Source organism: Pseudomonas sp. EggHat1 (genome assembly GCF_014892995.1).
Lineage (GTDB): Bacteria > Pseudomonadota > Gammaproteobacteria > Pseudomonadales > Pseudomonadaceae > Aquipseudomonas > Aquipseudomonas chaetocerotis.
The window spans coordinates 84,194-110,846 of record NZ_JACKQK010000001.1 but is presented as its reverse complement, the minus strand read 5'-3'; the positions used below and the strand labels follow the sequence as shown (position 1 = coordinate 110,846).

General features: G+C 60.7%; 29 protein-coding genes, 3 tRNA genes and 1 pseudogene. 13 read left to right on the top strand and 20 right to left on the bottom strand.

The genetic code is table 11. The annotated features are described in order from the left end of the window. Nucleotides 1-418: 418 nt before the first annotated feature. The 4 genes from INS93_RS00570 (at nucleotide 419) to moaE (ending at nucleotide 3,336) form a co-directional block, all read left to right on the top strand. Nucleotides 419-1,810 carry a PhoH family protein gene (locus INS93_RS00570; RefSeq protein ID WP_192979923.1) on the top strand — a complete coding sequence of 464 codons (1,392 nt, stop codon included), beginning with the start codon at nucleotides 419-421 and terminating at the stop codon, nucleotides 1,808-1,810. Between the two features lie 259 nt (nucleotides 1,811-2,069). Further along, the gene (moaC, locus tag INS93_RS00565) at nucleotides 2,070-2,546 is read left to right on the top strand and encodes a cyclic pyranopterin monophosphate synthase MoaC (RefSeq protein ID WP_116619775.1); all 477 of its coding nucleotides are present in this window, start codon (nucleotides 2,070-2,072) and stop codon (nucleotides 2,544-2,546) included. Then, nucleotides 2,543-2,785, top strand: a complete 243-nt coding sequence (locus INS93_RS00560; protein WP_003459467.1) for a MoaD/ThiS family protein — start codon at nucleotides 2,543-2,545, stop codon at nucleotides 2,783-2,785. Before moaC ends, INS93_RS00560 begins: the two co-directional genes overlap by 4 nt. Nucleotides 2,786-2,886: 101 nt before the next feature. Then, a complete protein-coding gene (moaE, locus tag INS93_RS00555) occupies nucleotides 2,887-3,336 on the top strand; it encodes a molybdopterin synthase catalytic subunit MoaE (protein ID WP_039964337.1) in 450 nt (149 codons plus the stop codon). Nucleotides 3,337-3,539: 203 nt separating this feature from the next. On the opposite strand, the gene INS93_RS00550 is transcribed toward moaE, so the two are convergent. Then, nucleotides 3,540-3,704: a hypothetical protein gene (locus INS93_RS00550; RefSeq protein ID WP_003459472.1), complete on the bottom strand. Its 165-nt coding sequence runs from the start codon at nucleotides 3,702-3,704 to the stop codon at nucleotides 3,540-3,542. A gap of 172 nt (nucleotides 3,705-3,876) precedes the next feature. Here INS93_RS00550 and INS93_RS00545 point away from each other — a divergent pair, with 172 nt between their 5' ends. Next, nucleotides 3,877-5,799 carry a bifunctional metallophosphatase/5'-nucleotidase gene (locus INS93_RS00545; RefSeq protein WP_192979922.1) on the top strand — a complete coding sequence of 641 codons (1,923 nt, stop codon included), beginning with the start codon at nucleotides 3,877-3,879 and terminating at the stop codon, nucleotides 5,797-5,799. Between the two features lie 371 nt (nucleotides 5,800-6,170). Continuing rightward, entirely contained in the window at nucleotides 6,171-7,085 is a 915-nt protein-coding gene (locus INS93_RS00540) for a DMT family transporter (protein ID WP_192979921.1), read from the top strand. A gap of 160 nt (nucleotides 7,086-7,245) precedes the next feature. Here INS93_RS00540 and INS93_RS00535 read toward each other — a convergent pair whose 3' ends face one another. Together INS93_RS00535 and INS93_RS00530 are read right to left on the bottom strand one after the other, a co-directional pair. Next, nucleotides 7,246-7,692 (bottom strand): hypothetical protein, encoded by a 447-nt coding sequence (locus INS93_RS00535; protein WP_192979920.1) that lies wholly within the window; start codon nucleotides 7,690-7,692, stop codon nucleotides 7,246-7,248. A 24-nt stretch (nucleotides 7,693-7,716) separates the two neighbouring features. Further along, nucleotides 7,717-7,881 carry a hypothetical protein gene (locus INS93_RS00530; RefSeq protein ID WP_192979919.1) on the bottom strand — a complete coding sequence of 55 codons (165 nt, stop codon included), beginning with the start codon at nucleotides 7,879-7,881 and terminating at the stop codon, nucleotides 7,717-7,719. A 137-nt stretch (nucleotides 7,882-8,018) separates the two neighbouring features. Here INS93_RS00530 and INS93_RS00525 point away from each other — a divergent pair, with 137 nt between their 5' ends. Next, on the top strand, nucleotides 8,019-8,375 hold the full coding sequence (locus tag INS93_RS00525) for an excalibur calcium-binding domain-containing protein (protein ID WP_192979918.1): 357 nt from the start codon (nucleotides 8,019-8,021) through the stop codon (nucleotides 8,373-8,375). Here the strand turns inward: INS93_RS00525 and INS93_RS00520 are convergent. Beyond that, complete coding sequence (locus tag INS93_RS00520; RefSeq protein WP_192979917.1) at nucleotides 8,372-8,599, bottom strand: hypothetical protein; 228 nt, start codon at nucleotides 8,597-8,599, stop codon at nucleotides 8,372-8,374. The genes INS93_RS00525 and INS93_RS00520 overlap by 4 nt on opposite strands. Before the next feature lie 223 nt (nucleotides 8,600-8,822). Between INS93_RS00520 and INS93_RS00515 the strand changes: the two genes are divergently transcribed. Next, nucleotides 8,823-8,899 (top strand) — tRNA-Met (locus tag INS93_RS00515). A 94-nt stretch (nucleotides 8,900-8,993) separates the two neighbouring features. Here the strand turns inward: INS93_RS00515 and INS93_RS00510 are convergent. From INS93_RS00510 to INS93_RS00435, 16 genes and pseudogenes are all read right to left on the bottom strand, one after another. Then, on the bottom strand, nucleotides 8,994-9,413 hold the full coding sequence (locus INS93_RS00510; protein WP_192979916.1) for a type II toxin-antitoxin system VapC family toxin: 420 nt from the start codon (nucleotides 9,411-9,413) through the stop codon (nucleotides 8,994-8,996). Further along, the gene (locus INS93_RS00505; protein ID WP_011921115.1) at nucleotides 9,410-9,655 is read right to left on the bottom strand and encodes a FitA-like ribbon-helix-helix domain-containing protein; all 246 of its coding nucleotides are present in this window, start codon (nucleotides 9,653-9,655) and stop codon (nucleotides 9,410-9,412) included. Before INS93_RS00505 ends, INS93_RS00510 begins: the two co-directional genes overlap by 4 nt. Before the next feature lie 75 nt (nucleotides 9,656-9,730). Beyond that, nucleotides 9,731-10,159 (bottom strand): glutaredoxin domain-containing protein, encoded by a 429-nt coding sequence (locus tag INS93_RS00500; protein WP_192979915.1) that lies wholly within the window; start codon nucleotides 10,157-10,159, stop codon nucleotides 9,731-9,733. Between the two features lie 42 nt (nucleotides 10,160-10,201). After that, complete coding sequence (locus tag INS93_RS00495; RefSeq protein WP_192979914.1) at nucleotides 10,202-10,660, bottom strand: hypothetical protein; 459 nt, start codon at nucleotides 10,658-10,660, stop codon at nucleotides 10,202-10,204. Nucleotides 10,661-10,842: 182 nt separating this feature from the next. Beyond that, nucleotides 10,843-11,856 (bottom strand): annotated as a pseudogene (locus tag INS93_RS00490) (IS4 family transposase); the annotation flags it as partial. A 405-nt stretch (nucleotides 11,857-12,261) separates the two neighbouring features. Next, entirely contained in the window at nucleotides 12,262-13,047 is a 786-nt protein-coding gene (locus INS93_RS00485; RefSeq protein ID WP_192979913.1) for a hypothetical protein, read from the bottom strand. Nucleotides 13,048-13,236: 189 nt separating this feature from the next. After that, nucleotides 13,237-13,926, bottom strand: coding sequence for a hypothetical protein (locus tag INS93_RS00480; RefSeq protein ID WP_192979912.1), 690 nt, complete (start codon nucleotides 13,924-13,926; stop codon nucleotides 13,237-13,239). A gap of 268 nt (nucleotides 13,927-14,194) precedes the next feature. After that, nucleotides 14,195-15,295, bottom strand: coding sequence for a redox-regulated ATPase YchF (ychF, locus tag INS93_RS00475; RefSeq protein WP_192979911.1), 1,101 nt, complete (start codon nucleotides 15,293-15,295; stop codon nucleotides 14,195-14,197). Nucleotides 15,296-15,320: 25 nt separating this feature from the next. After that, nucleotides 15,321-15,911, bottom strand: a complete 591-nt coding sequence (pth, locus tag INS93_RS00470) for an aminoacyl-tRNA hydrolase (RefSeq protein WP_192979910.1) — start codon at nucleotides 15,909-15,911, stop codon at nucleotides 15,321-15,323. A gap of 63 nt (nucleotides 15,912-15,974) precedes the next feature. Continuing rightward, on the bottom strand, nucleotides 15,975-16,586 hold the full coding sequence (locus tag INS93_RS00465) for a 50S ribosomal protein L25/general stress protein Ctc (protein ID WP_192979909.1): 612 nt from the start codon (nucleotides 16,584-16,586) through the stop codon (nucleotides 15,975-15,977). Nucleotides 16,587-16,693: 107 nt separating this feature from the next. Continuing rightward, nucleotides 16,694-17,635 (bottom strand): ribose-phosphate pyrophosphokinase, encoded by a 942-nt coding sequence (locus INS93_RS00460; protein WP_003244667.1) that lies wholly within the window; start codon nucleotides 17,633-17,635, stop codon nucleotides 16,694-16,696. A gap of 46 nt (nucleotides 17,636-17,681) precedes the next feature. Beyond that, nucleotides 17,682-17,756: transfer RNA gene (locus INS93_RS00455), tRNA-Gln, on the bottom strand. Nucleotides 17,757-17,812: 56 nt separating this feature from the next. Then, a tRNA-Gln gene (locus INS93_RS00450) sits at nucleotides 17,813-17,887 on the bottom strand. A 26-nt stretch (nucleotides 17,888-17,913) separates the two neighbouring features. Then, nucleotides 17,914-18,789, bottom strand: a complete 876-nt coding sequence (gene ispE / locus INS93_RS00445) for a 4-(cytidine 5'-diphospho)-2-C-methyl-D-erythritol kinase (RefSeq protein ID WP_192979908.1) — start codon at nucleotides 18,787-18,789, stop codon at nucleotides 17,914-17,916. A 164-nt stretch (nucleotides 18,790-18,953) separates the two neighbouring features. Next, the gene (lolB, locus tag INS93_RS00440) at nucleotides 18,954-19,571 is read right to left on the bottom strand and encodes a lipoprotein insertase outer membrane protein LolB (RefSeq protein ID WP_420707252.1); all 618 of its coding nucleotides are present in this window, start codon (nucleotides 19,569-19,571) and stop codon (nucleotides 18,954-18,956) included. Further along, nucleotides 19,568-21,295 (bottom strand): tetratricopeptide repeat protein, encoded by a 1,728-nt coding sequence (locus tag INS93_RS00435; RefSeq protein WP_192979906.1) that lies wholly within the window; start codon nucleotides 21,293-21,295, stop codon nucleotides 19,568-19,570. Before INS93_RS00435 ends, lolB begins: the two co-directional genes overlap by 4 nt. A gap of 209 nt (nucleotides 21,296-21,504) precedes the next feature. On the opposite strand from INS93_RS00435, the gene hemA reads away from it, so the two are divergent. The 5 genes from hemA (at nucleotide 21,505) to murI (ending at nucleotide 26,614) form a co-directional block, all read left to right on the top strand. Next, the gene (gene hemA, locus INS93_RS00430) at nucleotides 21,505-22,785 is read left to right on the top strand and encodes a glutamyl-tRNA reductase (RefSeq protein WP_192979905.1); all 1,281 of its coding nucleotides are present in this window, start codon (nucleotides 21,505-21,507) and stop codon (nucleotides 22,783-22,785) included. Continuing rightward, nucleotides 22,782-23,864 (top strand): peptide chain release factor 1, encoded by a 1,083-nt coding sequence (gene prfA, locus INS93_RS00425; protein WP_192979904.1) that lies wholly within the window; start codon nucleotides 22,782-22,784, stop codon nucleotides 23,862-23,864. Before hemA ends, prfA begins: the two co-directional genes overlap by 4 nt. A gap of 109 nt (nucleotides 23,865-23,973) precedes the next feature. Continuing rightward, complete coding sequence (gene prmC / locus INS93_RS00420) at nucleotides 23,974-24,807, top strand: peptide chain release factor N(5)-glutamine methyltransferase (protein WP_192979903.1); 834 nt, start codon at nucleotides 23,974-23,976, stop codon at nucleotides 24,805-24,807. 4 nt (nucleotides 24,808-24,811) lie between these two features. Continuing rightward, the gene (locus INS93_RS00415; RefSeq protein ID WP_192980407.1) at nucleotides 24,812-25,561 is read left to right on the top strand and encodes a molybdopterin-synthase adenylyltransferase MoeB; all 750 of its coding nucleotides are present in this window, start codon (nucleotides 24,812-24,814) and stop codon (nucleotides 25,559-25,561) included. A gap of 261 nt (nucleotides 25,562-25,822) precedes the next feature. Further along, nucleotides 25,823-26,614 carry a glutamate racemase gene (gene murI, locus INS93_RS00410; protein ID WP_192979902.1) on the top strand — a complete coding sequence of 264 codons (792 nt, stop codon included), beginning with the start codon at nucleotides 25,823-25,825 and terminating at the stop codon, nucleotides 26,612-26,614. Nucleotides 26,615-26,653: the final 39 nt, after the last annotated feature.

Sequence of the window (26,653 nt, the reverse complement as noted above, 5' to 3'; positions counted from 1 at the left end):
GCCGGCGATCCGGTCAGCACTGATCGCCGGCAAGCCGGCTCCTAAAGGAAAGCAGATTCGTGGCGACGCGAAAGGCGGCTGCACCTTATTAGCGCGGCGTGCTGCATGTGGGGGCGGTAAGCGCGGCGAGTTGCAGCAGGTAGGACTTCGGACTGTAGCGGGGTGCTGGTGGCTCGCCAAGCGCTATTTGTCGCGTCTGCAAATAAACCTGCGTGGCGAAAAAAAAACGTTTTTCTGTCATGTGAATTGGAGTAATAAAAAAGCAAGACCGCCGAAACCTGCAGACAGGTGGCGGCCATTGGCCCTCACCTTGTTTGCCTCCTTTCGGCCCCGACCTGAAAAAGTCGGCGGTCTCTGTCCGGCGCAGCACCGCCCCAGGTATTGCGTCGTCTGGCTACTACAAGAAGGTGACCGACGTATGGATGACCACGGACGCTCCAAGCCCACCGCTCCAACCCTCTACGCTCTCGACACCAACGTCCTGATTCACGATCCCAACGCCTTGCTCAACTTCGAAGAACACCATGTCGCCATCCCGATGACGGTGCTGGAGGAACTCGACAAACTGAAGTCCGGCAAGCACGGCGTCGCCGCCGAATGTCGCCAGGCCATCCGCCTGATCGACCAGATCCTCGCCGGGGCGGCACCCGAGGACGTCGAGTACGGGGTACCCATCCAGCGCGGCAAGAGCGGCCCCTGCGGTCGTCTCTCCATCCTCATGAGCAAAAGTGCGGCGCCAGTGACCTGGCTGCCGGAAAACCTCAACGACAACAAGATCATCAACCAGTTGGTGGAGCTGAAGTCGCGCAACCCCGGCCTGTCCGTGGTGCTGGTGACCAAGGACATCAACATGCGCCTGAAGGCGCGCGCCTGCGGCATCGACGCCGAGGATTACCACACCGACCAACTGGTCGATGACGTCTCGCTGCTGTCGAAGGGTTATCACGACATGCCCGGCTCGTTCTGGGATCGTGTGAGCAAGGTCGACACCCGTCAGGACCACGGGCGTACCTGGCATCGCGTGCAGCTCATCGACAACCTGCCGGCGGTTCACGTCAACGAGTTCATCCTCGATGAACAGGGCTTTGTCGGCTGGATCAAGGCGATCAAGGGCGACGAGCTGGTGATCCTCGACATGCATCAGGAGCCGCTGCTGCATCAGGAAGCCTGGGGCCTGAAACCGCGCGACATCCACCAGGCGCTGGCGCTGTTCGCCTTGCTCGACCCTGACATTCACCTGGTCAACCTGTCCGGCGCCGCCGGCTCCGGCAAGACCATCCTGGCGCTGGCTGCCGCCATCGAGCAGACCATGGTCAGCAAGCGCTACCGGCGCATCATCGCCACCCGCAGCGTGCAGGGGCTGGATCAGGAAATCGGCTTTCTGCCCGGCACCGAGGCGGAGAAGATGGAACCCTGGCTCGGCGCGATTACCGACAACCTCGAAGCGCTGCATATGGAGGACGAGAGCACTCACGGCAGCGTCGACTACATCCTGCAGAAGGTGCCGCTGCAGTTCAAATCGCTCAACTACATCCGCGGGCGCAGTTTCCAGCAGAGCCTGATCCTTATCGACGAATGCCAGAACCTCACCCCGCACCAGATGAAGACCATCATCACCCGTGCCGGCAATGGCTCGAAAGTGGTGTGCCTGGGCAACCTGGCGCAGATCGACACCCCCTACCTGTCAGCACCCAGCTCGGGCCTGACCTACCTCACCGAACGCTTCAAGGACTTCCCGCACGGCGTACACATCACCCTGCAAGGCGTACCGCGCTCGATCCTCGCGGAGTACGCGGAAACCCATATGTAACCCTCGGGCTGTTAAACATTGGCGCCCCTGCTCGCAAGAGCAGGGGCGTTTTAGTCTGTATTGACGAATTTCTACAGGTCCCGTGGGAGCGGCTTCAGCCGCGATGATCGCGGATAAATCCGCTCCTACAGTTGCGTAGCCCGGATGAAATCCGGGAATTTTTGTCGCCGTGGCCGCGGATTTCATCCGACCTACAAGATGACTGCAAATCCTGACTTGCAGGTTTACAATCGGTCGATTCCCGTCTGGAGCTTTCCCCGTGCTGACCCACCTCGATTCCCAAGGCCGCGCGCACATGGTCGACGTCACCGACAAGGCGACCACCTTCCGCGAAGCCACCGCCGAAGCGCGCGTGCGCATGCTGCCGGCCACCCTGCAGATGATCGTCGCCGGCGAGCATCCCAAGGGCGACGTGTTCGCCGTGGCGCGTATCGCCGGCATCCAGGCGGCGAAGAAAACCAGCGACCTGATCCCGCTGTGCCACCCGCTGATGCTCACCGGGGTCAAGGTCGAGCTCAGCGCAGAGGGTGACGACACCGTGCATATCACTGCCCGTTGCAAACTGTCCGGGCAAACCGGTGTCGAGATGGAGGCGCTGACGGCCGCCAGCGTCGCCGCGCTAACCCTCTATGACATGTGCAAGGCCGTGGATCGCGGCATGGTCATCGAGCAGGTACGCCTGCTGGAGAAGCTCGGCGGCAAGAGTGGTCACTACAAGCTGGAGGAACAAGCATGATCCGCGTGCAGTACTTCGCCCGCTACCGTGAAGCCCTGGGCCGTGACGATGAACAACTCAGCGGCGATTTCGCCACCCTCGACGACCTGCGCCTGCACCTGGTGGCCCGTGGCGGCGAGTGGGAAGTGCTGGGCGAGCAGAACCTGATGTGCGCGCGCAACCAGGAACTGTGCAGCCTCGACGAACCGCTGGCCGAAGGCGATGAAGTCGCCTTCTTCCCCACAGTCACTGGTGGTTGATGCTGATCCAGCTGTAGGGTGGGCGTAGGGTGGGCCGGGCGGCGTTCCGTTTCAGCCCACCAAACCGACTCTGAAAACGCCTCATCAAACGAGACACCCCCATGACCATCCGCGTCCAAGCCCAACCCTTCGACCCCGGCACCGAGCTCAACGCCCTGCATGCCGCCAACCTCGGCATTGGCGCGGTGGTCACCTTCGTCGGCTACGTGCGCGACTTCAATGAAGGCCGCGAAGTCGGCGGTATGTTCCTCGAACACTTCCCCGGTATGACCGAAAAGGCTCTGGCCAAGATCGCCGATGAGGCGCGTGAGCGCTGGCCGCTGCTGGGCATCGAGATCATCCACCGCATCGGTCGCCTGGAGCCGGGCGAGCCCATTGTTTTTGTCGGCACCAGTAGCGCGCACCGGCAAGCCGCGTTCGATGCCTGCAACTTCATCATGGATTACCTGAAAACCCGCGCGCCGTTCTGGAAGAAGGAAGACACCAGCGAAGGCCCGCGCTGGGTCGAAGGCCGCTGCAGCGACCAGAGCGCCGCAGAGCGCTGGAAGTAGTAGGGAGTCATGGGGCTGTTACCTGAACCCACCTTCTGCGTGGCGCCATTAAACGCTTGGTGGGTTACGCGGCGCACGGCCTGAAGGCCGGTATTCTGCGTTGCCAGCTTCAGTGGCCGCGAAAGCCACATCACGTGTAGGAGCTGGCTTGCCAGCGATGCTTCAAGCGGATCGCCAGCAAGCTGGCTCCTACAAGAGCGGCTTCACGCCAACGCCAGATGCACCCGCAATGCAATCGGCACCAGCATCAGCAATACGCCCAAACCCAGCACGCGTACGCCCCATTCGTGCTCGCGAAAGTTGAAGCCGACTCCCAGCAGCAGAAAGCCACCGATCAGCAGCATCAGCATCAGGTGATAGTGGTCCATGGCGCTTCTCCACTTCGCAGTCCTGATTACAGCTTAGTCTCGCCGTCTGGCTTGGGGCTGACCTGGGGCAATTAAAGTCTGACTCGATTGGCGACAAACTGCGTCTCGATTGGTCGCTGCCTGGCGTCATGGCCTGCTCCATACTGTGCGCAGTCATCGTCAAGGATCGTCCATGCGCCTGCTCCTCTCCCTCCTGCTCGCCGGTCTGTTGAGCGCACCGCCGCTGGTCGCTGCCGAGCGTCATTTCACCATCCTGCACAGCAACGACTGGCAGTCGCGCCTGCTCGGTTTTGGCCCCAACAATGAATACAGCCCGGCGACGGTGAACGATGACGACACCGTCGGCGGCGTAGCCCGGCTTGCCACATTATTGAATGAACGTCGCGCAGCAGCCGATGAAGAACCTCTGCTGTTGCTCGACGGCGGCGACTTCACCATGGGCACGCTGTTTCACACCATCGCCCGTGAAATGGGCAGTGAACTGCGCCTGATGACCGAACTGGGCTACGACGCCGCGGTGATCGGTAACCACGAATTCGACTTCCGCCCGGCCGGGCTCGCCGCGATGATCAGCGCTGCGCACAGGGCCAAAGGCGACAGGCTGCTGCCACTGCTGTCGAGCAACATGCGTTTCGATACCGCGAGCAAGGCCGACGACAGCCTGCAGGCGCACGCTGAGGCCGGGCGCATCTTGCCGTACAAGCTGATCGAGCGCGGCGGCATTCGTTTCGGCCTGTTCGGTCTGCTTGGCAACAACGCCGTGGCGGTCAGCCCGATGATCAAGCCGGTGACCTTCGCCGACCCGGTCGCCACCGCCAGGGAAACGGTGGCCAAGCTGCGCGAGGAGGGCGCCGAGGTGGTCATCCTGCTCTCGCACATGGGCGTCACCCAGCAGGCCGATGGCAGCTGGCGCGGCGAGGAAGTGGAGTTGGTCGAGCAGGTGCCGGGCATCGATATCGTCGTCGGCGGCCATTCGCATGTGGCACTGCCGCAGCCGGTGCTGGTTAATGGGCGTACCCCGGTGGTGCAGGCCGGCTCGGAGATCCAGTACCTTGGCGAGCTGCGCATGAGCCTGGGCGACGACGGCGTGCCGCGTGTGCGTGACTATCGCCTGCATGCGGTCAACGACAGCATCGTCGGCGACGCGACCATCACCGCCAAGGTCGAAGACTTCAAACAGGTGGTCAGCGAGCGCATGTTGACGCCCAAGGGCTATCGCTTCGACCAGCCGCTGGCCAGGGTCGACCAGAGCCTGGGCCGTGATTTCACCGATCAGACCCTGGCCAACCTGGTCACCGATGCGCTGCGTCATGCGGTCGATGCCGATCTTGCGTTCACCGGCAACGGCACCATCCGCGATGACCTGCTCAAGGGCCGCAATGGCGTGCAGGACGTCTCCGACCTGTTTCGCATCGCCCCGCTGGGTATCGGCCAGTTCGACGACGAACCGGGTTACCCGATGATCAAGGCCTACATCAGCGCGCGCGAAATCAAGTCGTTGCTCGAAGTGCTGCTGCTCGCCTATCAGCTGCGCGACAGCCAGAGCTATTACCCGCGCGTTTCCGGCGTGCGTTTCACCTACAACCCCTGGCGTGTGCCGTTCGACCGCGTCAGCCGCATCGAAATCGGCGATCCGCACGGTGGCTACCGTGACCTGGACCTGAACGACACGCGCCTCTACAGCATCGGCGCCACCAGCTACGTCGGCAGCTTCACTTGGCTGGTGCCGGACCTGACCAAGGGCCTGCTCGACGTCATCCCCAAGGATGCCGAGGGCCGCCCGCTGCCGCGTATCGAAGACGCCATCATCGACCTGGACCCGGATAAGGAAGGCGTGCAGGAACTCAAGGAGTGGCAGGTGCTGCTCGATCATATCCGCAGCCTGCCGGATCTCGATGGCGACGGCCTGGCCGATATTCCCACCACGGGTGCGGCAGCCGAAGCGCGCATGATCCGCGCGCCCAGCCTGCATCCGACCGAGCTGTTCCGCCTGGCCGGGCCGATGCAGTGGGGCGCCAGCGCGGTGATCCTGGCCGGGGTGCTGCTGATCCTCTGGCTGCTGAGTCGACCGCTGCGTCGCCGCAGTCAGCGTTGACGGCCGTAGGGTGCGCCGCGCGCACCGAATACGCCGAGATATGCCGAGATACTGCAACGCTCGCCGCTAAAGGCCTCCCACGGTTTGGCGCCGGCCGATTCGTGGGAGGGGCTTTCGGCTCGGGCATCCTGCTTAGCTCTACCTCCTGCATCCATGCAGTCGTAGCCGCGACGGTGTCACTGCAGAGTTGGTGTACACGGCGCACCCAACGGTCCGCAATCTTGCCAAGCCTTGCGTGCCTCCGTATGGTGCAAAGCCGCCTGATTCGGAAGCTACGCAATGATCGCTCAGCACTGCCCGCTCGGTGACCGCGCACAGCCGGCCAACCCCCATCCAGATAAATGTCGCGCCCCTGGCGTGGCACTCGCCTCATGAACGCACTCAATCATTCGCGCCCGCTGGCGCTGTTCGGCCTGCTGCTGGCCAACCTTTGCTGGTCCGGTAACGCTCTGGTGGCGCGCGCCTTCGCGGGCGAGATCGCCCCGTTCACCCTGTCGTTCTGGCGCTGGTGCCTGGCCCTGGCACTGTTGCTGCCTTTCGTCGCCATGCCGCTTTGGCGTCATCGTGTGGCAGTGCGCACTGCCGGCTGGCGTCTGCTGGTGCTCGGCGGGCTGGGTATCGCCGGCTACAACTCGCTGCTCTACAGCGCGGCGCAGACCACGGCGGCCATCAACATCTCGCTGGTCAATACCTGCCTGCCGCTGGTGACCTTCATCGGCGCCGGGCTGCTGCTCAATGAATGGCCGGCACGCCGCGCCTGGTGGGGCATGCTGGTGGCGGTGATGGGCCTGGCGGTGCTGATCAGCCAGGGGCAATGGAGCCGCCTGGCCAGCCTGTCGTTCAATCAGGGCGACCTGATCATGCTGCTGGCGGTGGTCGACTGGGCGTTGTACTCGCTGCTGCTGCGGCGCTGGGCTGCTTACCTGCAGCCGATCCCGCCGCTGGCATTGCTGGGCGTGTTCATCCTGCTGGGCGTACCGCTGATTCTGCCGTTCTATCTATATGAACTGAGCCAGGGCGCGCATCTGGCAATCAATGCCGCCAACCTCTCGGCCGTCGCCTACACCGCCGTGTTCGCCTCGCTGCTCGCCTACCTGGCCTGGAACCACGGCATCCGCGTGATCGGCGCGGCCAAGGCGGCGCTGACCAACTACCTGATGCCGGTATTCACCGCGTTGTTGGGGTGGGTGCTGCTGAACGAGAGCCTGCAGCTCTATCACTGGCTGGGTGCCGCGATGATCTTCGGCGGCCTGCTGCTGGCCACTCGGCCAGGCAAGAGCGCCTGAAAATACCCCCGATTAGCGTAACGCTGTTCACATAAGGTCCTGCGCGCTTTGCTCCCCTCTCCCATTTATGGGAGAGGGGTTGGGGGAGAGGGCTGAAAACGCCGTAAGTCTGCCGGCCACCCCCGTTGGACGTGGCTCGGGGGAGAGGATGCTAGTTCTTTCACTCCGGCTTAAGCATCACGAAGGCCTCACCGCCTTCACGATCATGCATCAGGATGAACGGCTGCCCGGCGATCATCATCTTCACCGGCACCTTGCGCGATACCGTGGTGCCGGCGTTGATCGCCGCTGCGCTGAGCAACTGACGAGTCAGGCTGTCATCCTCCTGCGCCTCGCTGGTTACCACGCATTCGTGGCTGACCTTTACCTGAATGCTCAGGCTCTTGTCCGCATTGAAGCCTACGGTGGCGAAGCCCATATCGGTCATCTCGGTGACGCCATGCTGCCGCGCCACGCGATGCGCCTCGGCAAAGCTCGGCGCCGTCTGCAAACAGATGTCGCGAAAGGCCTGCACCACGGAAGAGGTGACCGGCACCGGCGGCTGCGAGCCCAGGTTGGCGCAGGCGCCGAGAAGACCAACGCTGACAAGCAAGGCGAACTTTTTCATCACATCATTCCTTAATGAAGGTGTTCAGGGTTGCTCGCAAAGATCATGCCCCAGCAACTGCGAGGCCAGACCCTTGGCCAGATAAGTCTCTACCACGCGGCCATCGCCGCATTCGGTCTTGTGGCCGAGGGCGAAACCGATGGAAAGCAACACGAATAGCGCCAGGCCGATATTCTGGATGGGCGTCATGACAGGGCTCGCAGGGTAAACAATGGGGCAGGATGAACAGGCGGGCAGGGGATGGCAAGTGTCAATGCACGCCCCTGGCGTTGTCGGCTCGGCAAGCCGATACTGGCGATCACGTAAACCGGGCAAGGGACTGTGCAATGAAGAAACTGATCATCATCCTGCTGTTGGGCGCCGCTTTCTGGCAGTTCTATCTGAGCAAGCCTGGTAATCCGATGATCAGCAACATCGCTAGCGATGGCTCGGTTCTGGACAATCCGGTGGTCACCCAGCCAGGTTCTTCCACCTTCTCGCTGGACAGTCTGCGCCCCTCACCCTCGATCAGCCAACCTGCAGCCCAGGTCGCCAGCACGCAGTATCGTTGCGATGGCCGAGTTCACTGCTCGCAGATGACCTCCTGCGCCGAAGCCACCTTTTTTCTGCGCAACTGCCCCGGCACCAAGATGGACGGCGACAACGATGGTGTGCCCTGCGAAGGGCAATGGTGCGGGCGTTAGGGCAGGGTGATCGACAGACTGCTCAGCGCAAGCTGGGCGACAAGCAGCCAGGCAACCGCACTGATGACGCCCAGCACGCTGTAGCCGACGACGATCCCAATCGCGATCTGCTTCCACAGCCCGGCGTAGCGGTTGGGTTCGTGTCGGTAATGCGTCGGCATGTCGCGCTCCGCCCGCAGATCGTCGAAGTCGTCTCTCGCTCTCAAGGTGTTCTCCTGGTTCATGGGCCAGCACACGGCGGTGCTGCAGCTTGCTGGAGGCGGATTTTCCGGCATCGCCCGACAGCCCCGCAAGCACCGCTCGAGCGGTTGAGAGGTCAGCCGCAGGCTCAGAAACGAGCGATTGAGCGCATCGCCACCACTGAAGCCTAACCGCTTGATAAAACGTAAATTTATCGATGATCTGGGGTTGACAGCGGTAGGCGAGACGCGGAGAATGCGCGCCGTTGGCTACATAGCTCAGTTGGTTAGAGCGCAGCATTCATAATGCTGATGTCCCAGGTTCAAGTCCCGGTGTAGCCACCATATTTTTCAAAGGGTTAGCTTCGGCTAGCCCTTTGTCGTTTCTGGGGTAGTGACTACGAAGTGACTACACCCTGTCTACAGCGGCTGATTCTGGCTAGTTGCTCCAGGGATCTACCAAGGCAACGCCCAGCGTTTCGAAGTGGCGAATATTGCGAGTTGCGATCACGGCATCATGTAGCCGACCAATTGCAGCGATCTGCGCATCGGCCATATCAACCACTCGCCCTTTAGCCTCGGTTTCTGCGGCTATCTCTGCGTAGTGCACAGCGGCATCCGCGTCGAAGGGCAGAATATTGGCCGCGAAGTCTTCATCGAACATGACCGAGGCTACATCAAGCAATCCTTGCTTGCGCTTACCGTCTGGCATCCGGGCAATGCCATAGAGAATTTCCGCAACGGTGATCGAGGTGATTACCAGATCCCCGGCAGGCTGAGCGTCAACCCACTCCAGAACCTGGGGCGCAGGCTTGGCACGCATGAGTTCCGACAGCACGTTGGTATCAAGCAGGATCATTCATCAAAGCTCGCTGCTCGGGCTTTGGTTTTGCGCTCTGGCAACTCAAGGTCAGCCCCACCGACAGCGGCAAAGCGAGAGTGAATACGACTGCCCAAGCCCCCACGCTTTTCTTGACGGGACAGAGCCTGCCGAATGATGAACCGGACCTCTTCTTCCATGGAGCGACCGTGGCTGGCAGCGACAATGCGGAGCTGAGCTTTCAAGTCGTCGTCGAGGTTTCGAATAGTGATAGCGGCCATGGCTACCTCCTGTGGATTCAGTGCAATCATTGATAGCATACCTGCATGCAGGTTACATGCATACAGCAGCAGGCCTCACTGATAGATGCCTTGGAATCCCGCCACGCTGAAGCCATTCATTCTCTTGTCGCCGACCAATATGACCGGTACGCCATTGCCGCCAATCGAGTCGTAGGCGTTGCGGGCTCGCTGGTCTTTCTCGATATCGTATTCAACGAAGCTGATGCCGTTCTGCTGGAAGTACTGGCGGGCCTGCTTGCAGTAGCCGCACCAGACAGCGGAGTACATCACGACTCGCTTTGATTCGGCGCCCTGGACTGGAGTGATCGCTTCATAGCTGACGCTCTCATAGGAATTGACCTTGATCGAGAGCAGCTCGGCTTTGTCCTTGTCTTTTGGTTTGTCACCGAAGTGAACGCGCCCATTCTCGTCTGTCCATTTGTAGATATCTGCGGAGCAGATCAGAGGGAGGGTGGCGATTAGGGCGAAGATCATTCGTAACATACAGGCGCTTCCATTCAGTGGCGGTTGAGCTTAATGCCTGGATCAGTTTGCTGAAATTTCAACAGATCTAAGAAACATTGATTCACCCCCGTATATCTGAGCCTCAAGGCGCTCAACTATATGCGGGTGTGCCCATACAGCTAGCGTTTCCAGGTTGGAGATTTCGGCGGGTGTGGCTGGGGTTTCAACACCTTCAAAATAGATGCTGAGCCCACCTGAAATGGCATCTTTCTTAGCGTAGTGCTGAGGATGCAGATAGTCCTCTGGAATCGCGGCCTTTCCGACTTTCGTCCATGCATAGCGATTAGGTGTATCTCGATAGACGATCACCCTAAAAGCGACAGGAAGCGAGAGAATTTCCGAGGGTGATAGCTCATCAGTGCACCCTTTCAAAAATACCCTTGCGGTACCGTCAGCCAACCATTGGCAATAGCCGTATGTGCCTTCTTTAGTGAGTGGAAATCTGAGAAGGTCGCCGGGTTTCTTGATGATTCGAGCCACAGGTAACAGTCCTTTGTAGATGCCTCAAATGGGAGAATCCCCGGTCCATACGGTGCAATTTTCTATGTCGATGGTACCCATATAATCCAGAGTCGGACTAGGCAGTCTTTCGCATTGCCTGCAATTGAGACAGCGGAGAGAGCCTAAGCGCCGACTCCAGGTGATCAGGCGACAGGTGCGCATAATCCCATCGTGGTCTTGAGATTGCGCAGGTCCAGCTCGATGTGCCACCTGTCTTTGAACAGTGCCTTCAAAGCCGCTTTCGGGGTTTCGCGTGCGCAGCCCAGCGTCGCAACTAGGATCTTGTTTCCCGCTTTCAGCTCCCGGACTTCCAGCTGATCAGGCGCTTGCTCGTAGCTGGCCTGACTCATCCAAGCGGGCCGCCTGGAAGGCTTTTCCAGGGTAATTAGGTGATCGCGCGTGCCCAGGCGCGTACCTCGTCGGAAGTCGGTACTCCGTCGGCGAGCACCATATTTTTCGAACACGCCATCAATACCTCTGCGCTGCAATTCACAGAGTAAAAAGTAGGTCGCGTAGAAGGCGTCCCCCAGCAAAACATCCCCAGTATTCAAGGTGTCGAGCATCGAGCGCAGCAGCGTCTGCTCGTCGCCACCCTTGCCTCGGAAACGCCCGAGGGCTGCGTCCAGCACGGCTCCGCTGGAGAGACAGACGATGCCAACCATCCGGCAAATGGGAAAGCCAAGTCCCGGCTTTTGCCCGCGCGATTGCGGGTAGGCATCCTGGTTCGCCTGGGTATCGGGCATTACCACTGTCGTGCCGTCTACCAACCGAACGGGGCGCCCCCTCCAGTGCCCGGACCGAGCGTTGCTGCTGATCAAGTTGCCGGTGTTACGTACCAGACTGGAAACCATCTCCACCGGCAAGCGCTGACGGGCACGGCAGTAGCCACCGGTGTGCGTACTGCATGGCTTCAACCCTGCTCGTAACTGCTTGACCGCCAACTCATTGACCGCCCTCTGGCAGGACCGATCAGCGCTCAGAGCCTGAGCCATGAACATGGATAGCGTCTCGGTTGGCGGAAACAGACGCTCCCTGTGGTCTGGCAGCAGCGATTCGACCTGGTCAAATAGCTCGGGGCCGGTCAGCAGATTGAAGAACGCGTAGGCATCCGCATTGGATGCGAGGTGATGTGTACGGCGCTGTTGAAGGATGGCGGCTTGGCGCCTAGGATTCATCTGGGCTGCTCCTTGGTCTTGGTGTGTGTTCGCAACTATCACCGTAGACCAAGAGCAGCCTTTCTTCTTCTAGATCAATTAGTTAACGAGTAAGTAAGTGCCATTCTGGTCTGTCCCCTATTGTTTTTTTAATGCTAATGGTGCGGTAGTCCCCTTTCAGGATATCGAAGAAGGTTCTATAGACTAAGTTCCCGAACTTTATGGGTGTCTATAATCTGTCGAGAAGTCTTTTGATATTCGCTATGAGCTGAGATATGGCTCGAATCAACAGTGTGATAGCTAGGATAAGGTCAATAAAATCACTCATGACATTTACCTCTTCTGGATGTGTGAGGCAAATCTAGAGAAAAACCAGGGACTGGTATGGGGTGGAAAAAGGCGATGGTGCAGGTGGAAATTCACCCCCTATGCAGGCGATATGAATGTTGAACCAATCCTCTGATCAGGGAGAAGGCTTCGCTCTCGGTCGTACAGCCTTGCCAAAATTCCTTCGGAGTCTGCCGGATAGAAGACCTTCAGAAACCTCAGTAAAGGTTTCTCTTGATGGCTATCCGTTAATGCTCTAGTCGGACGGATGTTGGCATTCCAAATCAAGTTCATGCATACACTATGTACAAAGGACTCAGCACAGCTATCAGGCCTTTTGTCGTAATCTATAGCGCTAATTTGATCGTTCACGAGAGCATGGATTTTGTCTAGCTCCAGGAGTGCGTCGTGCAGTCTTTCGCTGATGACTTTGGTGAAGGCCGAAGGAATTATGTCATTAATTGAGGAGGATAAATTTTTATATCCTAAGTCGAGTTTTCTTTTTGTTTTGAGTAGTGTCCTCTGATGTGATGAGTGAAGGCTGAGGGATTCTTTTGGGGTTTGGGGGAATACTTCTGAAGTTTCGTAAGAATGTATGGAGTCCGAGATAAGCAAAAAAACCCCGTCTAGGTCACCCTTGTATCGACCAAATTTCTGGGTCTCTCTGTTGATTCTGTTTCTAAATGTTCTCCCCATTGCTTCATACGAGCGATCTATAAGTCTCTGAGTTTTCTCCGAGTTCAAATCGGGGCTAGAGCTGTTTTTGAAGTGTTTTCGTATTTTTGCTAAAGAAGATTTTTCTTCTTCAGATAGCGAGGCATAGCACTCTATTGACAGATGGCCCTGCTCGAAAAATGGCAGTTCGTTAGTGTCAATATGGTTCATTCGTTTGGGCGCCTATAACTAAAGGCAAGAAATTTTTGGCTGAGGGATATCAAGGTAGATACTCGTGCGGGCTGCCCCTAGAGCGCAACAGCTAAGGCATAAGGGGTGTCCCCTTTCGGCCTCAAAACACCATGCAATGGATACTAGCCAATAGCTGGCACCAGAGCAACGATCCGAGCCGACGCAGCCTTACTTTACTGCCTTGCTCTCGAGGTATGCGTTGACTGCATGATGAATTTTGATCGTTTCATCTGGAATTCTTTCTTCCGCAAAAAAAGCACCATAAAGAATGCCAGAGTCAGTTATTCCGATGATTTTGCAATTGCCATTCTCAACGCACTGGATACAGTCAACCCCCTTGATGGGGTTGATGGGGAGATAAATGATGTCGAGTCTCGCGCTTCCAGGGCTGTCATGGATATATCGCTGAAATAATCCGCTTACAGAGTCTTTGGTGTATTTGAATGCTCGTGAATCAGTATCACAAGAAGATCTTCTATTTGCATCAAGTGTTGATTCTGGGTTTCTGATGTCCGTGTGTATAACTGAAATGCTTAGCTTCTCTTCACTTGGGGCTGGTTTGGTTTCTGATGCTTTTATTCTGCTTTCTGACGAAGTCCAGTAATTAGCAGAAGCCTTGTCTGTCAGAGAGGGATACCAGAGTTCTACGGAAAATGGATTGTTCCGTTTATACTCCCAGCCTGGATAAATTCTGGCGGATGATTTGGGGATTCGTAAGACGATTGCGTCATTCCCTTCTTTATCCACTATCGCGTACTCGTAATAGTCAATGAGCCATTTCCAAGCGATGAATAGGACAAGGGGAGTGAACGGCAGAAGGATCCATTTTATGCTGACGGAGGAGAGAGGTGGGGTCATGCTGTAGGCATCCATGCAAGAAAGTGAGCTGGCCGCTTCCTTAGGCCGAGAGGTGTCCCCTGGTGCCGTTGAATGACCACGCAGTGGATACTAGCCAATCGTTGGTGCCGCTAAAAGCCCCTATTTTACGGGCTTCCAGCTTCTACCGAAGGAGGTGGCGCTTTTTCATAATGCCCAGCTCCCGCCAGCCTTGACCCGTTAATTCCCCACCCCAAAAACAACAAAACCCCGCCAAAGCGGGGTTCTGTCTACGCACTGCTTACAACGATCAAACGTTAAAGCGGAAGTGCATCACGTCGCCGTCTTTGACGATGTAGTCCTTGCCTTCCAGGCGCCATTTGCCGGCTTCCTTGGCGCCGGCTTCGCCCTTGTAGGCGATGAAGTCGTCGTAGGCGACCACTTCGGCGCGGATGAAGCCTTTTTCGAAGTCGGTGTGGATCACGGCAGCAGCCTGCGGGGCGGTGGCGCCGATGCGGACGGTCCAGGCACGCACTTCCTTCACGCCTGCGGTGAAGTAGGTCTGCAGGTTGAGCAGCGAGTAACCGGCGCGGATCACGCGGTTCAGACCCGGCTCTTCCATGCCCATGGTTTCGAGGAACATCTGCATTTCTTCGAGATCGTCCAGTTCGGCGATCTCGGCTTCGATCTTGTTACACACCGGCACGACGATGGCGCCTTCCGCTTCGGCGATGGCGTTGACCACGTCGAGGTGCGGGTTGTTCTCGAAGCCGTCTTCGGCGACGTTGGCGATGTACATCACCGGCTTGGTGGTGAGTAGGTGGAAGGTCTTGGCCAGGCGCTTCTCGTCGTCACCCAGGTCTTTGAGCAGGCTGCGCGCCGGCTTGCCTTCGGTGAGGTGGGGGATGAGCTTTTCCAGCAGGGCCTTCTGCGCCACGGATTCCTTGTCGCCACCCTTGGCGGTACGGGCAACGCGCTGCAGTTGCTTCTCGCTGCTATCGAGGTCGGCCATGATCAGTTCGAGGTCGATGATCTCGATGTCGCGCTTGGGGTCGACGCTGTTGGCAACGTGGATGACGTTGTCGTCTTCGAAGCAGCGCACCACGTGGGCGATGGCGTCGGTCTCGCGGATGTTGGCGAGGAACTTGTTGCCCAGGCCTTCACCTTTCGACGCGCCCGCGACCAGGCCGGCGATGTCGACGAATTCCATGGTGGTGGGGATGACCTTCTCGGGCTTGACGATCTCGGCCAGGGCATCCAGGCGCGGGTCAGGCATGGGCACGATGCCGCTGTTCGGCTCGATGGTGCAGAAGGGGAAGTTCTCCGCCGCGATGCCGGATTTGGTGAGGGCGTTGAACAGGGTGGACTTGCCGACGTTGGGCAGGCCGACGATGCCGCAGTTGAATCCCATGGTGTGTCCCTCGGGGTAAAGGTGGTTACTGGGTGGCCTTCTGGCTGTGCAGTTTGCGCATGGCCACGGTCCAGTCGCCGGCGAGTATTTCCGGCAGGACGTCCAAGGCGAAGTCGATGCTCTTGTCGAGCAGTTCCTGTTCGCTGCGTGGGGCGCGTCCGAGCACGAAGCCGGAAACCAGGCTGGCGTGCCCTGGATGGCCGATGCCGAGCCGCAGGCGATGGAAGTTATTCTGGTTGCCGAGCTGGGCGATGATGTCGCGCAGGCCGTTGTGCCCGCCGTGGCCGCCGCCCTGTTTGAGCTTGGCGACGCCGGGTGGCATGTCGAGTTCGTCGTGGGCCACCAGGATCTCTTCGGGTTTGATCTTGAAGAAATTGGCCAAGGCCGCCACGGACTGGCCGCTGCGGTTCATGTAGGTGGTGGGGATAAGCAGACGAACTTCGCGTCCCTGGTGGTTGAACTTGCCCACCAGGCCGAAATATTTGCGATCGACAGAGAGGTTGACGCGCTGGCTCTCGGCCACGCGCTCAACGAAAAGGGCCCCTGCATTGTGCCGGGTCTGGTCGTATTCGGGGCCGGGGTTACCCAGGCCAACGATCAGTTGTACGGCAGTCATACAGGAGCCCTTTTGAGGAAATCGCCCGGCGTGATCGCCTGCCGAGCGGGTTCCGCGCTGCGATTACTCGGCGGCGCCTTCTTCGTCTTCAGCCTTCACGCGGGAAGCGTGAATGTTGGAGACAGCCAGGTCGTTACCGTGAGCCAGAGCAACCAGCTCAACGCCTTTCGGCAGCTTCAGGTCGGACATGTGGACAGTCTGGCCAACTTCTACGGCAGCCATGTCGACTTCGATGAATTCCGGCAGGTCTTTCGGCAGGCAGGAAACTTCGACTTCGCTGATGGTGTGAGAGATCTCGCCACCTTGCTGCTTCACGCCAACGGCGGTTGCTTCGTTGAGGAAGTGCAGCGGTACGTGAGCGGTCAGTTTCTGGCCGGCTACGACGCGCTGGAAGTCAGCGTGCAGGACGAAGCCTTTGGCCGGGTGGCGCTGCAGGGCCTTGATCAGGACGCTTTCTTTGGTGCCGGCAACGTCCAGGCTCAGAACGTGGCTGAAGGCCGCTTCGTTTTCCAGCAGCTTGGCCAGGTCTTTGGCCAGCAGGCTGATGGATTGCGGGGCTTTGTCGCCACCGTAGATCACGGCAGGAACCATGGACACGTTACGACGCAGGCGGCGGCTCGCACCTTTCCCCAGGTCGGAACGCACTTCGGCATTCAGGGCAAATTCAACAGTCATTTCACTTCTCCAAAATAACCAAACCGCCTTGTGGCTTGCGACCAGCCTCGGGCGGTAGGGCAAAAAGCCCCGCACGAGGCGGGGCAGTGTGATCTGGCCAGTTCCGCTTAGCGGAACATGGCGCTGATCGATTCTTCGTTGCTGATGCGACGAACCGCTTCGGCGACGACCGGGGCGATGTCGAGCTGGCGAATGCGCGAGCAGGACTGCGCCGCAGCGGACAGCGGGATGGTGTTGGTGACCACCAGCTCGTCCAGGACGGAATTCTCGATGTTCTCGATGGCGCGGCCGGACAGCACTGGGTGGGTGCAGTAGGCGTAGACCTTGGCGGCACCGCGCTCTTTCAGTGCTTTTGCGGCGTGGCACAGGGTACCGGCGGTGTCGACCATGTCGTCGACCAGGATGCAGGTACGGCCCTCGACGTCACCGATGATGTGCATCACTTCGGACTGGTTGGCCTTCTCACGACGCTTGTCGATGATCGCCAGGTCGACGCCCAGGCTCTTGGCCACGGCGCGGGCACGAACGACGCCGCCGATGTCGGGGGAGACGATCATCAGGTTGTCGAAGCGCTGGTCTTCGATGTCGTCGACCAGGACCGGGGAACCGTAGATGTTGTCCACCGGAATGTCGAAGAAGCCCTGGATCTGGTCAGCGTGCAGGTCGACGGTCAGCACGCGGTCGATACCGACCACGGTGAGCATGTCGGCGACCACTTTGGCGCTGATTGCCACGCGCGCGGAGCGCGGACGGCGATCCTGGCGGGCATAACCGAAGTAGGGGATGACTGCAGTGATGCGAGTCGCCGAGGAACGGCGGAAGGCGTCGGCCATCACTACCAGTTCCATCAGGTTGTCGTTGGTGGGTGCACAGGTCGGCTGAATCAGGAAGACGTCCTTGCCGCGGACGTTCTCGTTGATTTCGATCATGACTTCGCCGTCGGAGAACTTACCGACCGAAGCATCGCCGAGGGGAATGTGCAGCTGACGAACGATCCGTCGCGCCAGATCGGGGTTTGCGTTCCCCGTGAAGACCATCATCTTGGACACGCGCAGTACCTGCCGGCTGGGGGTATACCTGGATGGGTATGGAAAATGGCAGGGGCGGCTGGATTCGAACCAACGCATGCCAGGATCAAAACCTGGTGCCTTACCGCTTGGCGACGCCCCTATATTCTGTGTTGAACGCTTGTTGACTCGGTTGCCGATGCCTCCCTAAGGAGGTTATGGCAGGGGCGGCTGGATTCGAACCAACGCATGCCAGGATCAAAACCTGGTGCCTTACCGCTTGGCGACGCCCCTGTATCGTATAACCGAATGCTGAGCATTCACTTCTTGGCCAATGCTTGGAGCCTGCGGTGCAGCATCGAAATGTTGCGACCTTGAGCGACAAAGCTCGGCAGAGTGCCTGGAAGTTGGCGGGCGACTTTATCAGCATCGTCCCGATTTGGGAAGCTCCCAAATATGCAAGCTCCAGTGCCGGTCAATCTAGCTGAAACAAATTTGTTCAACAAGATCAAAGCGTTACGAACTTCAGGGTAACGCTTCTCGACGACCGGCTGGCAGTCGTTTCGACCACCCCCCGCAAGAAGGCTGCGAACTTTAATGGGCGGCGTATCGCGTGTCAACTCGCGCGAGCCGAAAACTTCTGCAGTGCTGACAAAGACTTGCGGCACCGCGACGAGGAACCAGGGTTCGTCCAGTTCGACCGGGGTCAGGCGCTCGCCAACGCCCTCGGCGAAGGCTGCGCGGCCGCGCACGAATACCGGTACGTCGGCGCCCAGGGCCAGGCCCAGTTCGGCCAGGCGATCTTCGCCAAGCCCGGTGCGCCATAGGTTGTCGAGGCCGAGCAGGGTGGTGGCGGCATCCGAGCTGCCACCACCGATGCCGCCGCCCATGGGCAGGCGCTTGTCCAGCCAGATATCGGCGCCGAGCCGGGTGCCGGATGCCTCCTGCAGTCTTTTCGCCGCACGCACGATCAGGTTGCTGTCATGCGGTACGCCTTCGATGGGCGTGTGCAGGTGGATTTCGCCGTCCTGGCGGACGCTGAAGCTGAGCTCGTCGCCATGGTCGAGAAACTGAAACAGGGTCTGCAACTCGTGATAGCCGTCGGCGCGGCGACCGAGGATATGCAGCATCAGGTTGAGCTTGGCAGGGGCGGGCAGGGTGAGTTCGGCGTGGGCGGGGATGGCTGTGCGGCTCATGGCGATGTCGTTGGCGGGAGTTCGTTGCCCGGATGCAATCCGGGGCTGGGTGGAGAGAGTCCCCGGATTGCATCCGGGCTACGGCTCCTGTGGGAGGCGCTTCAGCGGCGACGGAGCAAGCCAATGTCGCGGCTGAAGCCCCTCCCACAGGATCTGCAGTGAGTTTATTGACCGAGCTGACGCGGCTGCCAGTCCTTGATCACCAGGGTCACTTCCAGGTCCTGGCCATAGAGTTTCAGGCGCTCCGGCAGGGCATAGCCGTTCTGCTCGGTGTAGCGCTGGTATTCCACTTGCCAGCCGTCCTGTTCCAGGCGCGCCAGGTGGCTTTCACCGTCGAGGGTGATGCGGCTGCGGCTGTCCGGGGCGGGCAGGCCGCGAATCCACCAGAGCAGGTTGGAGACCGGCAGGTCCAGGCGCAGTTGCTCTTGCAGCAGCGCTTCCGGCGATTCGGCGCGGAAGCGGCCACGGTTGGACACTTCCAGCAGGATGTCACCCGGGCGGCCGGTCAGGCGTGCGGCTCCGCCACCCAGCGGGCCGGACAGGCGAATGTCGTAGTAATCCTGGCGCTGCAGCCAGAACAGCGTGGCACTGCCGGAGTCACGCGGGGCACGGATGCCGATCTTGCCGTTGATCTGCCAGCCGTCGAGCTGGGTGATCTGCTGTTTGTGGGCTTTCCACTTGGCCGGGTCGCCCTGGCCTTCCAGTGCTTCGTGCGGGGTGAGGCCGGCGCAACCGGCGAGCAGGGCAAGGAGGCTGAATACGAGTAGGTGACGAAGCATCAAAGAGTCTCGGAACCGGTCAGGCGCAACAGCGTGTCACGCAGAATGGGGCTGTCGGGCGTTTCGGCGAGGGCGTCGCCCCAGATACGTCGAGCTTCGCGCTGCTTGCCCTGGGCCCAGAGCACTTCGCCGAGGTGGGCTGCCACTTCGTGATCGGGGAATTTCTCCAGGGCCTGGCGCAGCAGGCGCTCGGCCTCGTCGAGGTTGCCCAGGCGGTAGTTGACCCAGCCGAGGCTGTCGAGAATCGCCGGGTCATCCGGGTTGAGCAGGTGCGCCTTGGCGATCAGGTCGCGCGCTTCTTCGTAGCGCGTGGTGCGGTCGGCCAGGGTGTAGCCGAGGGCGTTGAGCGCCATGGCGTGCTCCGGCTCGCGCTCGATGATGTAGCGCAGGTCGGTTTCCAGCTGCGCCAGGTCGTCGCGCTTTTCCGCGAGCATGGCGCGGGTATAGAGCAGGTTCAGGTCGTTGGGAAATTGCTCCAGGCCCTCGTTGATCACCTTCCAGGCCGGCTCGACCTGCTGGTCATTGCTCAGGCCTTCGGCCTCGATCAGGTACAGCTGGATGGCGTAATCGGGCTGCGCGTCGCGTGCCTGGGCCAGGCGTGCGCTGGCTTCTTCGCTGCGCTGTTGGGCGAACAGCAGCTCGGCCTGGCGTTGCTGGGCCGGCAGGTAGTCGTTGCTCGGGCCGACCAGGTTGTATTCCTGCAGGGCACTGTCGTTGTCGTTCAGCGCCTCGTAGGCGCGGCCGAGGTTGTAGTGCGCGGCATCGACATGGCTGCGGCGTTCGACCAGCTCTTCGAGGTAGACGATGGCCTCTTCCCAGGCTTCGGCTTCCAGGCACACCAGGGCCAGGGAGAAACGCAGGTCGTCGTCGTTGGGGTTTTCCTGCACCAGCTTGGAGAACTCGCCCTTGGCGTCGTCAAGGCGATCCTGCTCGACCAGCAGGCGCGCGTAGGTCAGGCGCAGGCGTTTGTCTTCGGGGTTGTTGCGGATGCCTTTGTGCAGCAGCGGCAGGGCTTCGTCACCACGGCCGAGGCTCTGCAGCAGGCGGGCGCGCAGCAGGATCGGCGACACTTCGTTGCTGCTCGCTGCATTGTCTTCGAGCAACTGCAGGGCCTCTTCGGCGCGGCCGTCCTGTTGCAGAAGGATGGCCTTGCCGAACAGCAACTGGCTGTTGTCCGGGTTCTTGCTCAGCAGGCGATCGAAGCCCTGCAGCAGGCCGGCGCGGGTGTCCGGGTCGGTCTCGGCGGCAGACAGGGCGAGGAAATCGAAGTGGGTATCGCCCTGGCGCTGCAGCACCTGCTCCATATAAGTCATGGATTCGTCGTAACGGCCAGCGCGGGCCAATTGCACGGCGGCGGCGCGCTGGGCGTCGATGTTGCTTGGCGCGTTCCTGGCCCAGATCAGTGCACTGTCGAGCGCAGCCTGTTCGGCGCCGAGGTATTCGGCAATGCGGAAGGCGCGTTCGGCGACGCCGGCATCGCCGGTGGCGTTGGCCTGCTGCACGTAGTTGCCGAGGGCGATGTCGAAGCGATTGCGTTGGCCGGCCAGCTCGGCGGTGAGCAGGGCGAACAGGGTTTCCTGGCTGAACGAGCCGTATTCGCTCGGTTCCAGCGGAGTGGTCTGGTCGGCTTCCTGTACCGGCGGCGTACCGTCCGGTTCACTGGGGGCGAAGGTTTGGCAGCCGCTGAGGAAGGCGAGTGCAGTGAGCAACGCGAGGGGTCTGTTCATAGTGCCTTGTCGTGCGTTATTCCGGGGCGACGGCCGTGCCGGCTCGTGCCCTGCGACGTTCGCGGCATCATGACACAAGCCTTGGAGCAAGCCCACTGGCCAGGACGATGCGGCGAACTGTCTATTGGGACAATAGGTCGCGGGAGTTGTTCTCTCGGGGGCGAAGTAGGACAATTGCCGGCTTCCGTATTGCCCCTCAGCGACCCTGCATGGCCTTTATCGCCCTCGGTATCAACCACAAGACCGCCTCGGTAGAGGTGCGCGAGCGCGTTGCTTTCACCCCGGAGCAACTGGTCGAAGCCCTGCAGCAGCTGTGCCGGCTGACGCCCAGCCGTGAGGCGGCGATCCTCTCTACCTGCAATCGCAGCGAGCTGTACCTGGAGCAGGATCAGCTGAGCAGCGACGAAGTGTTGCAGTGGCTGGCTGATTATCATCGCCTGAGCGTCGACGAACTGCGTGCCTGCGCCTATGTGCACAGCGAGGACGATGCGGTGCGGCACATGATGCGCGTGGCGTGCGGGCTCGACTCCATGGTGCTGGGCGAGCCACAGATTCTTGGCCAGCTCAAGTCTGCCTACGCCGTGGCGCGCGAGGCCGGCACCGTCGGGCCGCTGTTGGGGCGGTTGTTCCAGGCCACCTTCAGCACCGCCAAGACCGTGCGCACCGATACCGCCATTGGCGAGAACCCGGTATCGGTGGCCTTCGCTGCAGTCAGCCTGGCCAAGCAGATCTTCTCCGACCTGCACCGCAGCCAGGCGTTGCTGATTGGTGCCGGCGAGACCATCAGCCTGGTGGCGCGCCACCTGCATGACCAGGGCATCAAGCGTATCGTCGTCGCCAACCGCACCCTGGAGCGCGCCAGTCAGCTGGCCGAGCAGTTCGGTGCGCATGCCGTGCTGCTCTCGGACATCCCTGACGTGCTGGCGCACAGCGATATCGTCATCAGCTCCACCGCCAGTCAGCTGCCGATTCTCGGCAAGGGCGCGGTGGAAAGTGCGCTGAAAAAGCGCAGACACAAGCCGATCTTCATGGTCGACATCGCCGTGCCGCGCGATATCGAGTCGCAGGTGGGCGAGCTGGATGACGTCTACCTCTATACCGTCGATGACCTGCACGAGGTCATCGAGGAAAACCTCAAGAGCCGCCAGGGCGCGGCGCAGGCTGCCGAGGAACTGGTGGCCGCCGGCACTGACGAGTTCATGCAGCGCCTGCGTGAGCTGGCTGCGGTCGATGTGCTCAAGGCCTATCGTCAGCAGGCCGAGCGCCTGCGCGACGATGAGCTGGCCAAGGCCCAGCGCATGCTGGCCAACGGCAGTAATCCCGAAGACGTGCTGGCGCAGCTGGCACGCGGCCTGACCAACAAGCTGCTGCACGCACCCAGCGTGCGCATGAAGAAACTTACTGCCGAGGGGCGCGTCGACGCGCTCAGCCTGGCCCAGGAATTGTTCGCCCTCGACGAGAGCGCGCCGCAGGACAAAGGTCTGCAATGAAAGCTTCACTGTTGAACAAGCTGGACAATCTCAGCGACCGTTTCGAGGAACTGACGGCGCTGCTCGGCGACGCCGAGGTGATTTCCAAGCAGACGCAGTTTCGCGCCTATTCCAAGGAATATGCCGAGATCGAGCCGGTGATCGCCACCTTCCGCGAGCTGCGCAAGGTGCAGGGCGACCTCGAAGGTGCCCAGGCGCTACTCAAGGACAGCGACGCGGACATGCGCGAGATGGCCGAAGAGGAAGTCGCCCAGGCCAAGGAAGCGCTGCTCACCCTGGAAGACAAGCTGCAGCGCATGCTGCTGCCGAAAGATCCCAACGACGGGCGCAACGTCTATCTGGAAGTGCGTGCCGGCACAGGCGGCGACGAGGCAGCGATCTTCTCCGGCGACCTGTTCCGCATGTATTCGCGCTATGCCGAGAAGCAGGGCTGGCGCGTCGAGGTGTTGTCGGCCAACGAGGGCGAGCACGGCGGTTTCAAGGAAGTGATCGCCCGTGTCGAAGGCGACAACGTCTACGCCAAGCTCAAGTTCGAGTCCGGCGCTCATCGTGTGCAGCGTGTGCCGGAAACCGAGTCCCAGGGCCGTATTCATACCTCGGCCTGCACCGTGGCGGTGTTGCCGGAGCCGGACGAGCAGGCCGCCATCGAGATCAACCCGGCTGATTTGCGCGTCGATACCTACCGCAGCTCCGGCGCCGGTGGTCAGCACGTCAACACCACCGACTCGGCGATCCGCATCACCCACATTCCCACCGGCACTGTGGTTGAGTGTCAGGAAGAGCGCTCGCAGCACAAGAACCGCGCCAAGGCCATGGCCTGGCTGGCAGCCAAGCTGCAGGACCAGCAGGAAGCGGCGGCGCACAAGGAAATATCCGAGACGCGCAAGCTGCTGGTTGGCTCCGGCGACCGCTCCGAGCGCATCCGCACCTACAACTTCCCGCAGGGCCGGGTGACCGACCACCGCATCAACCTGACCCTGTATTCGCTCAATGAAGTGATGGCCGGTGGTGTCGATGCCGTGATCGAGCCGCTGCTGGCCGAGTACCAGGCCGATCAGCTGGCGGCGTTGGGCGATTGATTGCAGCGGTGCGTATGACTGACGCCGCGTAGGGTGCGCCGTGCGCACCGTAGCCCGGATGCAATCCGGGGACCGATTTCCCGGATTGCATCCGGGCTACGAGAACGACATGGCCACCATCGAATCCCTGCTCAACACCGCCGATCTGCCTGATTCGCCGACGCCGCGTCTGGACACCGAGCTGCTGTTGGCCGCCGCGCTGAACAAGCCGCGCAGCTACCTGCGCACCTGGCCGGAGCGTGAGCTGGATGTCGATCAACTGGCCCAGTTTCAGAACAACCTGCAACGTCGCCGCCAGGGCGAGCCGGTCGCTTATATCCTCGGTCATCAGGGCTTCTGGAGCCTCGATCTGGAAGTGGCGCCACATACCCTGATCCCTCGTCCGGACACCGAGCTGCTGGTGGAAACCGCGCTCGAGCTGCTGCCTGCAGCGCCGTTGGCCGTGCTCGATCTGGGCACTGGCACCGGCGCCATCGCCCTGGCCCTGGCCAGCGAACGTCCGACCTGGCAGGTGACTGGTGTGGATCGCGTCGAAGACGCCGTGGCCCTGGCCGAACGCAATCGTCAGCGCCTGCAACTGGGCAATGCCGGCTTCCTGCACAGCCACTGGTTCTCCGCGCTGACCGGCCAACGCTATGGCCTGATCCTGAGCAATCCACCCTATATACGCGCTGACGACCACCATCTGAACGAAGGCGACGTGCGCTTCGAGCCAAGCAGCGCCCTGGTCGCCGGCAGCGACGGGCTGGACGATATTCGTGCGATTATCCAGGCCGCGCCGGAGCACCTGCTGTCCGGTGGCTGGCTGCTGCTGGAACATGGCTTCGACCAGGCCAAGAACGTGCGCAGCTTGCTCCGCGAGGGCGGCTTCGTCGAGGTCGATAGCCGGCGTGACCTGGGCGGCCATGAGCGCATCAGTTTGGGACGTTTCGACCGTGAGTGATCAGATGCTGAGCGATGAAGAACTGCTGCGTTACAGCCGGCAGATCCTGCTGAAACAGATCGATGTGCAAGGGCAACTGCGCCTCAGGCAGGGCCGTGTGCTGATCGTCGGCATGGGCGGGCTGGGTTCGCCAGTGGCGCTGTACCTGGCAGCCGCTGGCGTCGGTGAACTGCACTTGGCCGACTTCGACACGGTGGACCTGACCAACCTGCAGCGGCAGATCGCCCACGACACCGCCAGCATCGGCCAGGCCAAGGTGGATTCGGCCATGGCGCGTCTGGCAGCGATCAACCCGCAGATCAGCCTGGTGCCGCATCGTCAGGCGCTGGACGCCGACTCGCTCGCCGCCGCCGTGGACGCCGTCGATCTGGTGCTGGACTGCTCGGATAACTTCACCACCCGCGAGGCGGTCAACGCTGCCTGCGTTGCGGCCGGCAAGCCGCTGGTCTCCGGCGCGGCGATCCGTCTGGAGGGGCAACTGTCGGTGTTCGATCCCCGCAATGCGGCCAGCCCCTGCTATCACTGTCTGTATGGCCACGGCAGCGAAGCCGAGCTGACCTGCAGCGAAGCCGGTGTGGTCGGGCCTCTGGTCGGCCTGGTCGGCAGCCTGCAGGCGCTGGAGGCGCTGAAACTGCTGGCCGATTTCGGCGAGCCGCTGGTGGGCCGCCTGCTGCTGATCGATGCGCTGGGCACGCGCTTTCGCGAACTGCGGGTCAAGCGCGATCCGGCCTGTGAGGTGTGCGGTGGGCGTTAACAGTCCGTTGAAAAACGTAGGCGAGGCAGCCAGTGCAATACCGATGGCGGCCACGCAAAAACAGGCGAAAAAGCGGAGTTTACGAGTTGTAAATGAGCATTTTGAGCCTGTTTTTAACGCAGCAATGGCAACGCAGGTAGTTTTTCAACAGCCTGTTAAGGACAGGCTGCAGAACTGTAGGAACGAGCTCTGCTCGCGAAGCTTCTTGCGTCGGCAGCAGCGTTCGCTAGCAGAGCTTGCTCCTAACGAGGATGATTTGAAATGAATCAGTCGCAGGCGCCGATTGGCGTTTTCGACTCCGGTGTCGGCGGCCTGTCGGTGCTGCGCGAGATTCGTCAGTTGCTACCCAACGAGACGCTGCTTTACGTCGCTGACAGCGGCCATGTGCCCTACGGCGAAAAAAGCCCGGAATACATTCGCGAGCGCTGCGTGCTGATCACCGAGCACCTGCTGGCGCAGGGCGCCAAGGCTCTGGTGCTGGCCTGCAATACCGCGACGGCAGCAGCTGCCGCCGACTTGCGCGAGCGTTATCCGGACTTGCCCATCGTCGGCATGGAGCCTGCGGTAAAACCGGCGGCGGCGGCGACCCGCAGTGGCGTGGTCGGTGTGCTGGCAACCACCGGTACGCTCAAGAGCGCCAAATTCGCTGCTCTGCTCGACCGCTTCGCCAATGATGTGCGAGTGATCACGCAGCCTTGCCCGGGGTTGGTGGAGTGCATCGAGGCGGGCGAGTTGCAGGCAGCGGCTACCCGTGAGCTGTTGCAGGGCTACGTTGCGCCGCTGTTGGCCGAGGGCTGTGACACGCTGATTCTCGGCTGCACCCACTATCCCTTCCTGCGTCCGCTGCTGAGCGAGCTGGTGCCGGCCTCGGTAACCCTGATCGACACCGGTGCGGCAGTGGCGCGTCAACTGCAGCGTCTGCTCACTCAGCACGACATGTTGGCAACCGCGCCTGCTCAGGCCACTCGCTATTGGAGTAGCGGAGAAACTGCGCAGCTTTGCCGCGTATTGCCGATTTTGTTGAATGAAGAGTCCGAAGTTCTTTCGATATAGTGAATTTTTTTGGAATTAGGCTCTCTCTGATATCGAATA

Coding starts and splice junctions, on each gene's coding strand:
- INS93_RS00570 (WP_192979923.1), top strand. CDS start 419: ATGGATGACCACGGACGCTCCAAGCCCACCGCTCCAACCCTCTACGCT.
- INS93_RS00560 (WP_003459467.1), top strand. CDS start 2,543: ATGATCCGCGTGCAGTACTTCGCCCGCTACCGTGAAGCCCTGGGCCGT.
- moaE (WP_039964337.1), top strand. CDS start 2,887: ATGACCATCCGCGTCCAAGCCCAACCCTTCGACCCCGGCACCGAGCTC.
- INS93_RS00550 (WP_003459472.1), bottom strand. CDS start 3,704: ATGGACCACTATCACCTGATGCTGATGCTGCTGATCGGTGGCTTTCTG.
- INS93_RS00545 (WP_192979922.1), top strand. CDS start 3,877: ATGCGCCTGCTCCTCTCCCTCCTGCTCGCCGGTCTGTTGAGCGCACCG.
- INS93_RS00540 (WP_192979921.1), top strand. CDS start 6,171: ATGAACGCACTCAATCATTCGCGCCCGCTGGCGCTGTTCGGCCTGCTG.
- INS93_RS00535 (WP_192979920.1), bottom strand. CDS start 7,692: ATGAAAAAGTTCGCCTTGCTTGTCAGCGTTGGTCTTCTCGGCGCCTGC.
- INS93_RS00530 (WP_192979919.1), bottom strand. CDS start 7,881: ATGACGCCCATCCAGAATATCGGCCTGGCGCTATTCGTGTTGCTTTCC.
- INS93_RS00525 (WP_192979918.1), top strand. CDS start 8,019: ATGAAGAAACTGATCATCATCCTGCTGTTGGGCGCCGCTTTCTGGCAG.
- INS93_RS00520 (WP_192979917.1), bottom strand. CDS start 8,599: ATGAACCAGGAGAACACCTTGAGAGCGAGAGACGACTTCGACGATCTG.
- INS93_RS00510 (WP_192979916.1), bottom strand. CDS start 9,413: ATGATCCTGCTTGATACCAACGTGCTGTCGGAACTCATGCGTGCCAAG.
- INS93_RS00505 (WP_011921115.1), bottom strand. CDS start 9,655: ATGGCCGCTATCACTATTCGAAACCTCGACGACGACTTGAAAGCTCAG.
- INS93_RS00500 (WP_192979915.1), bottom strand. CDS start 10,159: ATGTTACGAATGATCTTCGCCCTAATCGCCACCCTCCCTCTGATCTGC.
- INS93_RS00485 (WP_192979913.1), bottom strand. CDS start 13,047: ATGAACCATATTGACACTAACGAACTGCCATTTTTCGAGCAGGGCCAT.
- INS93_RS00480 (WP_192979912.1), bottom strand. CDS start 13,926: ATGACCCCACCTCTCTCCTCCGTCAGCATAAAATGGATCCTTCTGCCG.
- ychF (WP_192979911.1), bottom strand. CDS start 15,295: ATGGGATTCAACTGCGGCATCGTCGGCCTGCCCAACGTCGGCAAGTCC.
- pth (WP_192979910.1), bottom strand. CDS start 15,911: ATGACTGCCGTACAACTGATCGTTGGCCTGGGTAACCCCGGCCCCGAA.
- INS93_RS00465 (WP_192979909.1), bottom strand. CDS start 16,586: ATGACTGTTGAATTTGCCCTGAATGCCGAAGTGCGTTCCGACCTGGGG.
- ispE (WP_192979908.1), bottom strand. CDS start 18,789: ATGAGCCGCACAGCCATCCCCGCCCACGCCGAACTCACCCTGCCCGCC.
- INS93_RS00435 (WP_192979906.1), bottom strand. CDS start 21,295: ATGAACAGACCCCTCGCGTTGCTCACTGCACTCGCCTTCCTCAGCGGC.
- hemA (WP_192979905.1), top strand. CDS start 21,505: ATGGCCTTTATCGCCCTCGGTATCAACCACAAGACCGCCTCGGTAGAG.
- prfA (WP_192979904.1), top strand. CDS start 22,782: ATGAAAGCTTCACTGTTGAACAAGCTGGACAATCTCAGCGACCGTTTC.
- prmC (WP_192979903.1), top strand. CDS start 23,974: ATGGCCACCATCGAATCCCTGCTCAACACCGCCGATCTGCCTGATTCG.
- INS93_RS00415 (WP_192980407.1), top strand. CDS start 24,812: ATGCTGAGCGATGAAGAACTGCTGCGTTACAGCCGGCAGATCCTGCTG.
- murI (WP_192979902.1), top strand. CDS start 25,823: ATGAATCAGTCGCAGGCGCCGATTGGCGTTTTCGACTCCGGTGTCGGC.